Here is a 15,487-nt window from a genome sequence, read left to right on the forward strand (position 1 = left end):
AATTCCAGTACATCTGAACTTTATTACGGTGTGACTAGCGTAACATGGCTACCGGCTCGACTCGGTATGATGTCCAGTCGCAGCGGCATCTGTTCCTTCAATTCCGCTACGTGAGAAATCACCCCGACCATGCGCCCCGATGCCTGCAGGTCAATGAGCGTGCGAATTGCCAAATCAAGAGAATCAGGATCCAATGAACCGAATCCCTCATCAATAAACAGCGTATCAAGCCGTATACCGCCCGAATAGGCTTGCACTACATCAGACAACCCCAAGGCCAGCGACAGAGCCGCCAGGAAGCTCTCCCCCCCTGACAGGGTGGCCACAGGCCGACACTTTCCACTGTAGGCATCCTCCACCTCCAACTCAAGCCCAGAGGCACGATTACCTTTCGCCCGTGCCTCTTTGCGGAGCAGTTGATAGCGTCCCTTGGTCATGAGATGCAGTCGGTGACTCGCTTCAATTAAGACATCATCCAGCAATACACTGAGGACAAAACGCTGCAGACTGATCTTGTCACCTGTTTGGCCATTGGCCACATCACTCAGCGTTCCAATCAGCGCATAGTACTTTTCAAGCGTTTCACACTGTTGTTCGATACGCTGTAATTCTTGCTCGGCACGCTGGAGTTGTCCCAGGCGCTTATCCAGGGTTTGCCAATGCGCCTCAGTTTCAGCCTTTGTTTTTGCTATCTGTTCCAGCGCTTGCTGCATAACGACTAAGTCTGGAAGCTGCTGACCCTCTAGTCGGAATTGCTGCTGTTTTAATGCCCCGGCATTTTGTTGGACCGCCGTTTCATACGCCTGCAGTTGTACTTTGCATGCTGCCTTTGTTGCTTCATCCATCAATGCCCGCAGAAAATGCGCTTCATCTTTAAAAGCGCTTTTACTCAAGGCACTCATCCACTGAGACTCACTGGACTGCTTGGCACTCAGTAGCGCTATTTTCTGCTCTTCTGCCGCACTTGACGTTGCCTTGGCCGCTTCCCAATCACCATGGGCATGTTGATGCTCTTCCTGCGTAGCTTTTATGGCACCAGATAGTCGCTCGATCTCACTGCGTACCTGTTTGATGGCTTCTGCGAGCATACCCGCTTGACGGTAGGGCTCAGGTAACTCCTGCTCGGCACTCTGCAGTTCACTTCGAATGGCCGCCAGCTCAACACGTGCTTCTGCCAGCTGTTTATTGACCTCATCAAGAGTTGACTGCGATTCAGTCACCTGCTGCTGTAATTGCTGATCGGCTGTTTCGAGTGCTTGCAGAGTGCTCTGGTTTTTTGTAAGCAGCTCTGCTTGGTGCTTTAGTCTTTTCTGGTGTTCTTGCAGTTGTGTCACTGTCTGCTCGGAGACATCACCCAAAGCTTCCTGTTTTCTGTTTATCTGATCAACCAAACTTTCCAAACCACTTTTAATGTGGGCATAGTTTTCACGTGCAGAGGTCAATTGCGTCTGGGCTTGCTGAACACGCTTCGCAGATTGCTCCAACTCAAGCTCTGAGGGAAGAGGCTCCAACGTGGTAGCAGGTGCCGGATGGGAAACACTGCCGCATACCGGGCATGGCTGATCAATCTCTAGATCCCGCGCCAGGAGTGCGGCCTGTCCGTTGTGCCAGCTCAGTTGAATGATCTTATCCTGTTCAACAAGCCTATCAAGATCGCTTGCCAGTTTTTTGCCTGCTTTTTCTGCCTTGTCCAACTGCTGCTGTTTTTCATTACGCTGAACGATCAGCGCCTCAATCGCCTGGCGTTCTCCTAGCTGATTTGTAATCTGTTGAAGTTGCAATGGCGCATCAAGCAGATTAGAAAGGGCTTGTTGAAGCTGTGACCGTTCCTGCTGGTTCTTTAAACGCCGATCCGATTGTTGCTGATAGTCATCTGCAATCTTCCGCTGCCCGGCACTCGCGGCCAGCTCGGTACGTACGGCACTGTCCAGTTTGATGCGTACCTGTTCAAGTCGCACAGCACGCTCTTGATAGCCATTCAGTGTTGATAACTGCTGTTTGGCGTTATCAAGTGAGTGGGTCAATTGATCCGCGTTGGCTACGTCAATGAGGGATTTATCCAGCCGTTGTTTTGAATCCGTTAACCGCTGATTGGCTCCCAGCAGTTTACGTTCGATTACTGAAAACTCAAGCCGATACCGATCCCGCGTCTGCATGAGAGGCCTGATCTGATCCGCCTGCTCAGACCATTGAAGTTGTTGCTGTTTAGCATCAATTTTGGAGCGCTGCTTTTCCAACTCACCTCGCTGGTGTCGCAAACGCTCCAGCACTTGAAAGTCTTCACTAATCGAGCGGGCCTGCTCAAACTGCTTTAATGCAAGGGTATAATCTTTTTCGCTGATGCTTTTCTGTTGCAAGGCCTGTTCGACCGCTGGCTGTAACTCACTGAGACCATGCAGTAACTCCTGTTTCTGTTGCAGACCGATACCTTCCAAAATGCCCTGTTGTACCTTCCGGCTATTCTCTACCTCGCGACGTATTCCGGCAGAACGCACTTTCAGTTGCTCTTCAAGCTGTCGGTAGATACGGGTCTGGAACAGTTGACTGAATATCGCCTCCCGCGCCTTAGATTCAGCCAGCAATAGTTCTCGGAATTTCCCCTGAGGGAGTACCATTACCTGACGAAACTGCTCCACACTGAGACCGGTTAACTGCTCAATCTCTCGAGTCGCCTCTGTCACTTTATTGGCAACAATTAATTGCTCACCGATATCCGGATCAAGACGCCAGAACTGTGCTTCAGCCGCTTGCGTGGTAGTGCCTTCTCCTCGTGCCTTGGGCCGCTGTTGTTCCGGCACCCGACGAACCCGATAGCGTGATCCTGACAGTTCAAAAATGAAATCAACTTCTGTGAGCAGATCATCCGGTGCATGATCACAGCGCATCTGACTACCTTCCCGTTCATCACCCGTGGTGCGACCATAGAGGGCAAAGCAGATGGCATCCAGCAGAGTGGTCTTTCCTGAACCGGTGGGTCCATTAATAAGAAAGAGTGGGTTTTCCCCAAGCGCTTCAAACGGGATGGTCTCACTCCCCTGGAAAGGACCAAAGGCAGTCAACGTAAGGGAACAGGGACGCATCTCAGACCGGTCCCTCTTTATGAACCGACTCCAGTACCTCAGCAATAATAGTGCACTGTTCCTGCGTCAGCGGTTCTCCTCGCATCTGCTGATAAAAATCCTGGAACATGGCCAGCTCACCCCGCTTCAGTTGATCCCGATGCAGTGCACGCTGTTCACCGTTCACCATTAGTCCTGGGCGTTCCAAATGCAACACATTGGGATAGACTGAGCGTAACTTACCCATGATATCCAGTATGGCGTGACTATCGGTAAGACGTACCAGCAGGTAGTCATCAAAATTTGGATCAGTTTTTCCCTGCTGCAGCAGTTCATCAAGCGCACCATCAAGGATGCGCATGTCATGCAGTGGTTGCAGATCAACCTGTTCAATAGTGTGTGCGCCTGATGCATCAACATCCACAAGCGTCACTGACTTATGATGAAGTGCTTCTGAGAAAGAGTATTTGAGAAGGGAACCGGAATAGCGGATATGCGCCGCCCCCCTGAATTGCCTGCCGTGCAGATGACCCAATGCTGCATATTCAAACGGCATGAAATGTTCTGGGGAGACCCATTCTGCCCCACCTATCGAGAGGGGACGCTCTGATTCAGACACCTCTCCGCCTGCCAGAAAGCAGTGTCCTAATACTACGCAGGGATAGCGACCCCGATTATGTTCCAGAATACGCTGGGTCAACAACCCCATGGCGGCGTCATGTGTCGTCACCGTTTCATTAAGCAGATGACGGACAGTGACCGGATCGGCATAGGGGATAGGATAGAAGGCCACCTCTGCACCGGCCGCACCCAGAATAATGGGGCGCAGCTCCTGTTCAAGTTGCCCGGCAATATATAGACCGGCCTTGGCCAACTGCCTGGAGCCAAACCCTAACCGTTCAGGCCCATCATGATTACCCGCAATCATGATGACCGGCACCCCTAAATCAATGCAGATACGATGAAGCACTTCATCCAGGAGAGAAACGGCTGCTGCTGGCGGGACGGAACGATCATAGATATCGCCCGCTACCAGCATGACATCCACCTGACGTGAGTCAATCAACTCAATCAACTGCGCCAACACATGGCGCTGATCTTCAAGCAGTGACAGGTTATGAAACTGACGACCAATATGCCAGTCAGCGGTATGCAGAATCCTCATTTAGCCATCAGCCGCTTCCAGGTAGCGATACCGTTCTCCATAAGCAGGTAATTGACCGGAACCATCAGCAAGGTGATGAAGGTGGCAAACAGGATACCGAAACCCAGTGACACCGCCATGGGGATCAGAAATTGTGACTGCGTCGATTGCTCAAAAAGTAAGGGCATAAGGCCAATAAAAGTGGTCAGTGACGTCAGCATAACCGGGCGAAAACGCGCTACGCCAGCTTTCAATATAGCCTCATACAGTCCTGATTCTTTCTTGTGGTTATTAATAAAGTCTACCAGCACCAAACTGTCATTAATTACCACACCGACCAACGCCATCATACCCAACATACTGAGCATGGTCAGGTCCATACCCATTATCCAGTGCCCCCCTAAGGCACCAATAGCACCGAATGGGATAATCGACATCACCACCAGTGGCTGAAGATAGGATTTGAATGGAATAGCCAGCAAGCCATAGATTACAAACAGCATAATCAACAGCCCAATACCCATAGAACTGAAAGACTCCTGTTGCTCTTTCATCTCACCTTCAAAGCTGTAATTAACCCCCGGGTATTGCAGTAAAAGCGTATCAATATAGGTTTGTAACTCGCCCTGTAACACGGTCATATTGGCCGTGGCTTTATTGATATCAGCCGACACTTTCACTGTACGATAACGATTGATACGAATAATCGAGGTCGGGCTTTTACCTGGTTTCAACGTGACCACTTGACCCAAAGGTACACTAAGACCGCTGGCATTGGTGATACGCAGATCCTGCAGATTAGCAACTGATTTACGCTCAGACTCAGGAAAACGAACCATGACGCGAATATCATCACGACCACGCTGAATACGCTGCACCTGAAAACCGTGGAAACCATTACGAATCTGATTGAGGATATCAGTGCGCGTCAAGCCCAGCGCATGCGCCTCTTTTTTGAGTTCAATCTGCAACTCCTGCTTACCATCTGACAGGGTATCGCTGATATCAAAAACGGCAGGATACAGTGCCAGATGGGCCTTCATTTTATCGGCCACTTCAGAGAGCACTGGAAAATCAATGCCGGAAAACTGTATCTCTATCGGATCAGAGACACGCCCTATCTCCGCCCGGAATGTCACGTTTTCTGCGCCAGGAATCACCCCGATCATTTTGCGCCACTCTTTGACCAAATCGGTACTGGTCAATTTAGAGGTACGATCCTCTGGCGCCACAATCTCAAACATCACTCGACCCGTATGTGACCCGCTGGTTCGTCCACCACTGTTACCGGTCGTGGACTGAATATCCAGTACAAGATCAATGCCATCCTCATCACGATATTTCTTCTTCAGTGCAAACGCCGCATCCGTCATCTTTTGCACATACCGATCCGTCACCTCAAAGGGTGTTCCCGTCGGCATAGTCAACGATGCGCGTGCCAGTTCACTCTGTACCCGCGGCCAGAATGTAAACCGTGTCCAGCCCGTCGTTGCCAGGGTAATCATAATCATCAGGATACCGCAAAACAGGATCAATGTTGTCCAGCGGTGGTTCAGCGCTTGCTGTAATAACGGTTTATAAAATCGTAGGATGCCTTGCTCAAAACCGTCCGCAAATCGATGTTGAAAACGTTCAAACCACCCCTGCGACTTCAACTCAGACCGCAATTTGATATGTTTTAGATGCGCGGGTAAAACAAACTTTGATTCAATCAGTGAAAACAGAAAAATCGGTATCACTACAACCGGGATCTGGGCAAAGAGCAGTCCACGAGTCCCCTCAATAAAAGCCAGTGGCAAAAAAGCTGCGATGGTGGTCAATATACCAAAGGTAACAGGCACTGCGACTTCACGGGTGCCGCGTATGGCGGCTTCCAGTCCATTCTCCGCGTGCCGCAGATGGGTATAGACATTTTCTCCGGTAACGATGGCGTCATCTACCACAATACCGAGTACCAGCAGGAAGGCAAAAAGACTGAACACATTCAGCGTGACGTCAAAAAACGGCATCGCCACAAAGGCCCCCATAAAACTCACGGGAACACCAATAAAGACCCAGAAGGCAATGGAAGGCCGTAAAAACAGGGTCAACAACAAAAGTACCAGCACACCACCCTGAATAGCATTATTGGCAAGCGTCTTGAGTCGCTTCTTAACAATTCGGGAACGGTCACGCCATGTGGTCAACTCTACGCCTTGGGGTAAAGCATGCTGACGCTCTTCCACATACGCCTTGACCTTGTCGGCTACATCAATGGCACTTTGGTCACTCACTCTATAGACATCAATAAATGCAGCCATCTTTCCATTGAAGCGACTACGCAGTGACGTCTCTTCAAAACCATCAATCACCGTGGCAAGATCTTTAACACGAAGCAGACTGCCATCGGGTTGAGTCAGCACAATAATGTTATCAAACTGATCCCGGCGGTAGGCCTGCCCCTTGGAGCGGATCAGGATCTCACCACCCTCAGCCTTGATATTTCCGGCTGAAAGATCCAAGGCACTGCTGGTAATTGCCTGCGCCACATCACGCAAGGTAATGCCATACTGACGCAGACTATTCTCTGACACCTCAATGGCAACCTCATAGGCCCGCACAGAGTCCAGTTCGACTTGCGTGACACCGGGAATACGCAACAGATCATCACGCACCTGTTCCGCTTGGGTACGGATCTCCTGTTCCGAATAGGGACCCGCTACCGCCACCGTGATAACCTCTCGGCGCCGGGTCGCCAGGCTGACAACCGGCTTTTCCGCTTCAACAGGAAGATTATTGATAGCATCGACCCGACTCTTGATATCGGCCAGTAACTCGCGCGGATCATAGCCGGACTCTATCTCCAGACCGACACTCGCGGTTCCTTCCGCAGAACGACTGGTGATCTCCTTGATGCCTTCGAGATCCTGCACTGCCTCCTCTACCAGAATGGCGATGCCTTGTTCAGCATCCTCCGGCGTTGCGCCACGTAGATTGATCACCACATTGATCTGCTGTGCCTCCAAAGTTGGAAACACCTCAAGTGGAATGCGATGATAAAGAGACATTAAACCAAGGATAAGCAAGCTCACCATCAATAGATTGGCGGCAACATGATTACGTGCAAACCAGGCGATCATGGGCAGGTCCTAGTTAGATTTACCAATTGGAGTATCGTGATCACTATTCATCTGTTGGCTCGCAACATTTTTGCCACGCCCCCCTTTCTCTTGGCCCAGTCGCTTAACCGGCGTGCCACTGCTTACCTGCCCCAATGGGGTAAGCACCAGCTGATCACCTGGTTTGAGACCTTCACTGATCAAGGCTTCACTGCCGTTCTGCCAGGCCACCCGTATGTCCGCCCGCTGTAACAGACCTTGTCTGAATAGATAAACATAACTCCCTTGATAGATGGCCGCATTCGGTATCGTAATAGCATCAGGGAGTTTTTTACCTTGAATCTCAGCCGTCACAAACTGCCCTATCTTCAGAGGCCGTAACCCTTGACGATTGACCGCATAGGGATCATCAATCTGCGCCGTTACATAGAGTTGCTGGCTCTGTTCATCAATGGCCCCCGCCGTACGTACCAATTCGGCCGGCCACTCTTCGGAAGTATTACCCAGATTATTGAGGATACGAACAGGGGTTACTGTCGCGGACTGATCACTCTCATTGCGAAACTGCTCAGGAAGATCGATAAAGCTAAGCTCACTGTTTTTCAGGGGCAGGCGTACCTCTACCCTATCGGTAGCATAGATTCGCGCCAAGCTCTGATTATTGGAGACAACAACGCCCTGATCAACACTGCGCGAAAGTATCCGTCCAGCATAGGGCGCTTTGATGCGGGTACGCTCAACAGCGAGACGCGCCTGGGCAAGCTTCGCACGGGCCGCATCGATTTGTGATTGCGCCGCAGCCAATTGTGGTTTGCGCAGGGCATAATCAGAGGCCAGCCCTTTTCTATTAAGAATGGCCCGATCTTTCTTGGCCTGATCTGCCAGTGCCTGCTGTTCTTCGAGGTTAACTTTTGCGTTAGCAAGCTCTGCCGCAGCGATGTCTACCTGAATGTTGTAGTCGCGGGGATCTATTGTCAGCAAAACCTCCCCTGCTTCAAAAAAACCACCGTCACGAAAATTTGGACTGACCTCAATGATCTGACCTGATACCTGGGCAACCAACTCGCCCTCGGTCCTGGGTCTTACCCGGCCAAATGAGTTGATCACCAGCGTATACTCATGCGGTTGAATGGTTAGTGTCTCCACGCTTATCACTGGCGTAGGAGGGAGTTCTCGCTTGGCCGAAACCGGCTTAAAGTGTGAGATCAACTGCGCGACAACCGCAAACGTTATCAACAACAACAATGGTAGAAACTTGCGCATATCAGGACCGATCAATGGATATTATTGTAATCAGGGTATTTATTCGGATCTCCGAATCCGTAAGGCATCTTACGCACAACCAATCCTTTGCGCATCAACAACACAACCGGACCGATAATCCGCTATTTTAGGCTGAACAGGGCTCCCAAGGGTAGACCTTTCAATCCAGCCAGGGTTCCACAGGCATGTGCTTCCGTTCGCCATTGTGAAACCACTTAACCCATCACAGGGTTTAGCCGCATTACTGAAATACTTCTGCCGACTAATCAGTATGTTACTTCCTATTTATAACCTACCCTATTGCAGTAACCCTTTTTTATCTATGCTTGTATTTAAACTGCTATCAGTTTGAGTATGAGGAAGCCGGCGAATATGCTGAATGAAGGATCGAAACAGAAGCACACCGTTCTCATCATTGATGATAGCCCCATCAATATTGAACACTTGGCACAAGTTCTAAAGACCGATTACAACATTAAAGTTGCCAACAAAGGTGAACCCGGAATTGAGGTCGCAAAAAGTCAACAACCGGACCTCATTCTGCTGGATATTGTCATGCCGGACATGGATGGCTATGCGGTCTGCCGTCGCCTCAAGGCCGATGATAAAACGCGTAACATACCGATAATTTTTATCACTACAAAGAGTGATACCGAAGATGAGACACGCGGACTCAGCCTGGGTGCCGTTGACTACATTACAAAACCCTTCCGTACACCGATCGTAAAAGCGCGCATTAAGACGCACATAAAACTTAAGCACAACAGTGATCTACTGGAAAAGCTTGCACTGATCGATGCACTAACCAATCTACCAAACCGCCGCCGATTTGAGCAGATTCTCAAACGTGAATGGGGCAGATCACGTCGCTCCCAGAGTCCACTCTCGATCATCATGTTGGATATTGATCACTTTAAAGAGTTCAACGACCATTATGGCCACTTGGCAGGTGACAGCTGCCTCACCCGCGTGGCTCAATCCCTGACACTGCCATTGAAACGGCCTGCCGATAGCATATTTCGCTATGGTGGCGAAGAGTTCATTGCCGTGCTCCCAGAAACCGACCACGCGATAGCCATGACCTTGGCAGAAAAAATGCGCAGCCAAGTGGCTAGACTGCTTATTCCTCACGCTTATACTCACACCAGCCACCCCTATATCAGTATCAGTCTGGGTGCAGCCACAGTGATACCAAGCTCAAGGCATTCCCCAAATGACTTGGTGGAAGCGGCCGATCAACTGCTCTACAACGCCAAGAACGCAGGAAGAAATTGTGTGAAAGGCATACTGATGCCTAGCACTCCTTTGGGTGAGCCCGTATCTTCAGGTGATTAGCATGCATCAATTGCAGCGCTCAACACTGTTCTTATTCTGCCTGATTCTCAGCAAATTGCTTTTGGCCAATGAAACCAATCCCCTACCCCGCATACTTTTCATAGACTCATACCACGAAGGTTACACCTGGAGTGATGGGGTAACCCGAGGGGTTGTAGCGGCACTGCAACAACAGCCGATAGAGTTAAAGATTCATCGCATGGATACCAAACGAAACCGTGATGAAACATTCAAGATAGCCGCCGCAAAAAAAGCAAGAGAGGTCATTGATGAATTCAAGCCCGATGTAGTGATCGCCTGTGATGATAATGCAGCAAAATACCTTATCGCGCCTACCTATATAAACAGTGATCTCCCAATCGTTTTTTGCGGTATCAACTGGGATGCCTCTACTTACGGTTTTCCTGCCCACAATATTACCGGAATGATAGAAGTGGATATGATTGAACCTTTGATAAGGCAGCTCAGGCAGTACGCTAAAGGGGATCGCATCGGGTATCTCGGAATCAATTCACTCAGTTCAGAAAAAGTCTCCAACCATTATGAAAAACTTTTTAACCTCAATTTTTCTAAGCGTTACTTAGCCAGAGACTATGCCGAGTGGGTTGAAAAGTATCTGGCCCTGCAAAATGAAGTGGATATGCTGGTCATCGGCAACCCACAGGGATTAAGCGGCTGGGATAAGTCTGACTTCATTCAAATAGCACTCAAGCATACGCGTATTCCAACAGGCACAACGGCATCCTGGCGTACGCGCTTTAGCCTTTTGGGCTATTCCAGAATCGCTGAGGAACAGGGTGAGTGGGCGGCCAACAGCGCACTGCGCATTCTACAGGGAACCCCTCCCTCAGAAATTCCAGTCACCCATAACAAAGAGGGGTTACTCACCCTTAATCTTGGCATGGCAGAAGCCCAAGGCATCACCTTTGATCCTGCACTGTACCGACGTGCCGAACTGATTCACCCTTATAGTGGAAAACGAATTCTGTTTATCGACTCGTATCACAAAGATTACTTCTGGAGTGACGGATTACTAAAAGGCATTCAATCTGGACTCATGTTCTCTGGAGTCAATCTTGAAGTTGTACGCTTGAACTCTAAATTGTCCCCGCTTGAGGTAGACATTAAGGCGGCCGTTGCAAAAGCCCGGTCTAAAATAGCTGCTTTTAATCCTGATCTGATCATTGCTTGCGATGACAATGCAATGAAACATTTGATCAAACCCTATTATAAAGATATCCCAACCCCTGTGGTCTTTTGCGGACTTAATTGGGATGCCTCGGTCTACGGACTTCCCTACACCAACACAACGGGCATGATAGAAGTGGATGCCATTGAAGAAGTATTGAGTCAGCTACGTCGATATGCCAAGGGCGATAGGATAGGTATTATTGGAGTAAACCGGGCCACAGCCAGAAAAAATGTCCACTTTATTAAAAACAATCTCAATATACCAATAACACAAAGCTACCTCGTCGAATCCTTCGATGAGTGGAAACTTGCCTATAGTAAGCTTCAAGATGAAGTAGATATGGTGCTGGCGGTAAACCACATTGGTATTAACAGCTGGGATCAGAAAGCGGCTGAGAAACATGCCAGGCAGGTGATAAAGATACCGGTTGGTGCTTTTGCACCCTGGTCTATGCGCCATGCTCTGATCAGTTTTATTAAATCACCTTTGGAACACGGTGAATGGTCAGCAAAAACGGCCTTACGAATACTTGACGGTACACCTGCGAGTGAGATCCCCATTGAAAAGAACCATACATTTGAACTTGTCATCAATCGTCAGCTACTCGAAAAACTGGATATAGTGATCGATAAAGCACTCTATTCCAGGGCGACATTTGTTGAATGAATATACGCCATAAGTTCACCCTTTTCTCACTCAGCATGGTCGGTATGCTGATGTTACCACTTGCAACCGGTGGTTTTTGGATAATCAACCGTATTGTGTACAGCCAGTATGAAGAGAGCTTTCATCGCGAAATCAATAACATCGACATTGCCATTAAGGAGAGTGTCAGTGAACTCGAACGGGCAGGGCTTTCCGGCCTGGATGCCTATGTCAATGCTGAGCAGAATCGTCTGATCAAGGAGCTGGAAAAATATCGATTTGGTGAAACAGGTCGATTGACAATCTATAACCTCAAAGATAATGCGCTACAGCAGAAACCCAAAGACCACACCGCTATAATAAGTCCCGAACTGATACATTCACTGATCGCTGGCAAAGAGAGTGGCAGCATCAATTTTCAGTCAGACAATGTGGATCTCTTTGCAGTATACACACAATCAGAATGGGACTGGCTGCTGGTGCTCAGCATTACCCAATCAGAGATGTTTGTACAAAGAAACCTGTTTGCTATTTTAGCACTGTTCCTAACGCTCACCCCTCTTTTAGGGGTAACAGTACTCTCATCACTCTTTTATCGAAGATTTCATTTTCAAGTGACACGCATGCTTGAAGCGCTCAAGCTGATCGAAAAAGGTCATCTTGACACGCAAATTGACAAACCCGTCGATGATGAATTGGGTGAGGTTCAAGCTGGCATTAACAGCATGACAAATACATTGAGTGATCTGGTAACTACACTCGAAGAACGGGTTACGCAGCAAACCAGTGCCTTACGCGATGCCAAAGAGCTGGCAGAATCAGCCAATCAGGCAAAGAGTGAATTCCTGGCAAATATGTCCCATGAAATCCGCACGCCCATGAATGGTGTACTGGGCATGTGCCAATTACTTCAATCAACACCACTCAATCAAAAGCAACAAGTCTATCTGGAAACCATCCACTCTGCGGCCAATTCGCTTCTCGCGATCATCAACGACATCCTCGACTTCTCCAAGATCGAAGCCGGTGAGATGAAGTTTGAAGCCAACCCTTTCAAAATTAATCAAGTGCTGGATGAACTGGCCAATCTAATGTTGCCAGCCTGCACACAAAAGCGCATCGAACTACGCTTTGATGTTTCAGTAGAAATAGAAAATGAATATATTGGTGACAGCTTACGTTTAAAGCAAGTTTTAACAAACTTATTGAGTAATGCAATAAAATTCACACCCAGCGGCTATGTGCAGGTCAGCATTAAACCTGTTACAAGTGGAATTGATTTAGCCACACTTTTGTTTACTGTTGAAGATACCGGTCCCGGCATCGCCCCCGATCAAATCAGCCGGCTGTTTCGCCCCTTCACACAAGCCGACGCCTCTACAACCCGCCATTTCGGGGGCAGCGGATTGGGCTTGAGTATTTGCCAACGGTTGGTTGAGTATATGGGTGGGACAATCAGTGTCACACAACGCAAGGAAGGGGGCAGTTGTTTCAGCTTCACCGCTAACCTTGAACCGATAAATCCGGCAAGTGCTTTAAATGCACGGTATGATCCGGTCATCGCCAAAAAAAATATCGCCTTTCTGTCCAACCACCCCTTGCTTGACAAAACCGTTCCTCGTGATCTTAAGCAATTGGGCTGTAACTGTTATCACTTCATCACGGGAGAACAGTTTGAAACATTTCTCTCCAGAAGCAGTAATACAGCACAAATAGATGGGCTTATTATTGACTCATCTATTAACCCGACAAGTATACGGAATGTGATTAATTTACTGGGCAAACAACACCCTGATACACCAACCCCCGTATTACAGCTCTACAATTTCGATGATGAACGAACTGCCGACAGGCGAATAACAGAGACACAGCAGAAACCGCTGACATTGAATCGACTTAACGCGGCGATGAGGGATCTATTCAATAGAGATAAAAGAGCTCTGCCAGTTGACCAATTGTCGGACCATCGAGAGGATTCACTGGCAGGTGTGCGTGTACTTCTTGCGGAAGATACACCACTCAACCAACGCGTACTCATTGAACTGCTCGAACAAATGCATGTATCCACCACATTGGCGCGAACTGGCAGAGAAGCCCTAAACATTCTTGAAGAACAAGATGGTGATGGGTTTGATCTTGTCATGATGGATATTCAGATGCCTATAATGGATGGTTTCGAAACCACCCGACAGATACGTCAGCACGAAACACTGCGCGATATACCCATCATCGCAATGACTGCCAATGCCATGACAGGTGATCGTGAGCAGTGCCTGGCTGCCGGCATGGATGACTATTTAACCAAACCGGTTAATCGGGAAGCGTTACTTCGGGTATTAAAACGCATTATCACGTTTACAGAAAACGGTGCTAACCGACCGATATGTCCTAACTCAGCTGAACCCGTCTCACCACCCTCCCTTGACCTTACGTCGCTGCTTAATCGCTTTAACGGTGATGAGCCACGCGTACTTCGCTTGCTGCTACAGGCGGAAGAGTCCTTTAAGCACGATCTCCTTGAGATAGGCCGCTGTATGGAAGAACAGGAGTGGCAAGGCATGGCACAGTCGTTACATCGACTGAAAGGCGCAGCGGCCAATATGGGGACGCTCGCCCTTTATCAACAGTGCCTCACACTGGAAAACAGGTTGGCTTCTGGCGACACGAACGCCCTGCCCAATGGCTATCAGGCCATGGAAAATGAACTTGATCGAATCATTAGCCGTATTGCCCAGCTCTCTGAACAGAGCCCCCTCACCTCAGCGAACACTGAGAATGAGCAAGAAAACGCGCTGCCCTCCGGTAAACTGCTACAGTTACTAAAAGAACTGAGGGATGACTTGATTGCACATAATCTGATCGAAAGCAGCCGGGTCGATACTATTGAGTGCGAACTGAAAAGTTCACCTCACACGGAAAAACTGGCGCTTCTGATACAACAATTGAGAGGGTTCGATTACACCGCAGCGGTCAAACTGGTTGAAGTGCTCTTGACCTCTCATGAGGAGGCCACAAAAGAGGGCTAGTTGGCGCCTCGCAGGCAGGCCTCAATATACGCCAGATGCTCGTGGGCTGCATGGCGCGCTACGGTTGAATCACCCGAGAAGATGGCTTCATAGATTTCACCATGCTGGGCATGTATAGCTTGATAGCTCTCCTCCATGGTGTAAATTTTTTCCCAGTTGCTCAAAACAACATCACCCAACAGATCAAAAAGGCTCTGTGTAAGATGGATCAAGGCGACATTATGCGAGGCATCCGCAATGGCCATATGAAACGCCGCATCGGCCTTGGCCTCCAGCGGAAGATCACGTTTCTCATGGGCCGCCTGAAGTGCCAGAAAGCGCTCACGGATAATAGCCCGATCAATTTCTGTAGCCCTGGCTGCCGCGTAACTGGCAGCAAGCTCTTCCAGACCATGACGACACTCCATAACATCAGAGAGTGCCTGGGGATTATCTTTCAGCAGGTTCGCCAGTGGATTGGTAATAGTTGCACTCAGAGCATCAAGCACAAAAGTGCCTTCACCCTGGCGACTGTAGATCAAACCCTGCGCCTCCAGCTTGAGCAACGCTTCCCGCACGGAGGGTCGAGACACTTTAAGCTGATCTACCAGTTCCCGTTCAGCAGGTAGTTTGTCACCGGGTTTTAACACCCCGTTAAGAATCTGAGCCTTCAGCTGCTCAGCTATCGAGTCTGACAATCTAGCGGGTTTGATCGGTTGTAACTGCATGATACTGCTCCAGGTGGT

8 protein-coding genes are annotated in these 15,487 nt (G+C 49.1%); 3 read left to right on the top strand and 5 right to left on the bottom strand.

The genetic code is table 11. The features are described 5' to 3' along the window. Positions 1-23: 23 nt before the first annotated feature. Genes FHP88_RS03050 through FHP88_RS03065 form a run of 4 tightly spaced genes read right to left on the bottom strand, consistent with a single transcriptional unit; the run spans position 24 to position 8,564 of the window. Positions 24-3,080, bottom strand: a complete 3,057-nt coding sequence (locus FHP88_RS03050; protein WP_144357516.1) for an AAA family ATPase — start codon at positions 3,078-3,080, stop codon at positions 24-26. 1 nt (position 3,081) lies between these two features. Beyond that, complete coding sequence (locus tag FHP88_RS03055; RefSeq protein WP_144357517.1) at positions 3,082-4,224, bottom strand: exonuclease SbcCD subunit D; 1,143 nt, start codon at positions 4,222-4,224, stop codon at positions 3,082-3,084. Further along, on the bottom strand, positions 4,221-7,322 hold the full coding sequence (locus FHP88_RS03060; RefSeq protein ID WP_144357518.1) for an efflux RND transporter permease subunit: 3,102 nt from the start codon (positions 7,320-7,322) through the stop codon (positions 4,221-4,223). The genes FHP88_RS03055 and FHP88_RS03060 overlap by 4 nt, the downstream gene beginning before the upstream one ends. A 9-nt stretch (positions 7,323-7,331) precedes the next feature. Further along, entirely contained in the window at positions 7,332-8,564 is a 1,233-nt protein-coding gene (locus tag FHP88_RS03065; RefSeq protein WP_144357519.1) for an efflux RND transporter periplasmic adaptor subunit, read from the bottom strand. A 372-nt stretch (positions 8,565-8,936) separates the two neighbouring features. Here FHP88_RS03065 and FHP88_RS03070 point away from each other — a divergent pair, with 372 nt between their 5' ends. Genes FHP88_RS03070 through FHP88_RS03080 form a run of 3 tightly spaced genes read left to right on the top strand, consistent with a single transcriptional unit; the run spans position 8,937 to position 14,762 of the window. Further along, complete coding sequence (locus tag FHP88_RS03070) at positions 8,937-9,899, top strand: diguanylate cyclase domain-containing protein (RefSeq protein ID WP_144357520.1); 963 nt, start codon at positions 8,937-8,939, stop codon at positions 9,897-9,899. Between the two features lies 1 nt (position 9,900). After that, positions 9,901-11,757 carry an ABC transporter substrate-binding protein gene (locus FHP88_RS03075; protein WP_144357521.1) on the top strand — a complete coding sequence of 619 codons (1,857 nt, stop codon included), beginning with the start codon at positions 9,901-9,903 and terminating at the stop codon, positions 11,755-11,757. After that, positions 11,754-14,762, top strand: coding sequence for an ATP-binding protein (locus FHP88_RS03080; protein WP_144357522.1), 3,009 nt, complete (start codon positions 11,754-11,756; stop codon positions 14,760-14,762). Before FHP88_RS03075 ends, FHP88_RS03080 begins: the two co-directional genes overlap by 4 nt. On the opposite strand, the gene FHP88_RS03085 is transcribed toward FHP88_RS03080, so the two are convergent. Beyond that, positions 14,759-15,469 carry a GntR family transcriptional regulator gene (locus tag FHP88_RS03085; RefSeq protein ID WP_186297574.1) on the bottom strand — a complete coding sequence of 237 codons (711 nt, stop codon included), beginning with the start codon at positions 15,467-15,469 and terminating at the stop codon, positions 14,759-14,761. The genes FHP88_RS03080 and FHP88_RS03085 overlap by 4 nt on opposite strands. Positions 15,470-15,487: the final 18 nt, after the last annotated feature.

Source organism: Sedimenticola selenatireducens (assembly GCF_007625115.1).
Taxonomy (GTDB): Bacteria; Pseudomonadota; Gammaproteobacteria; order Chromatiales; family Chromatiaceae; genus Sedimenticola; species Sedimenticola selenatireducens_A.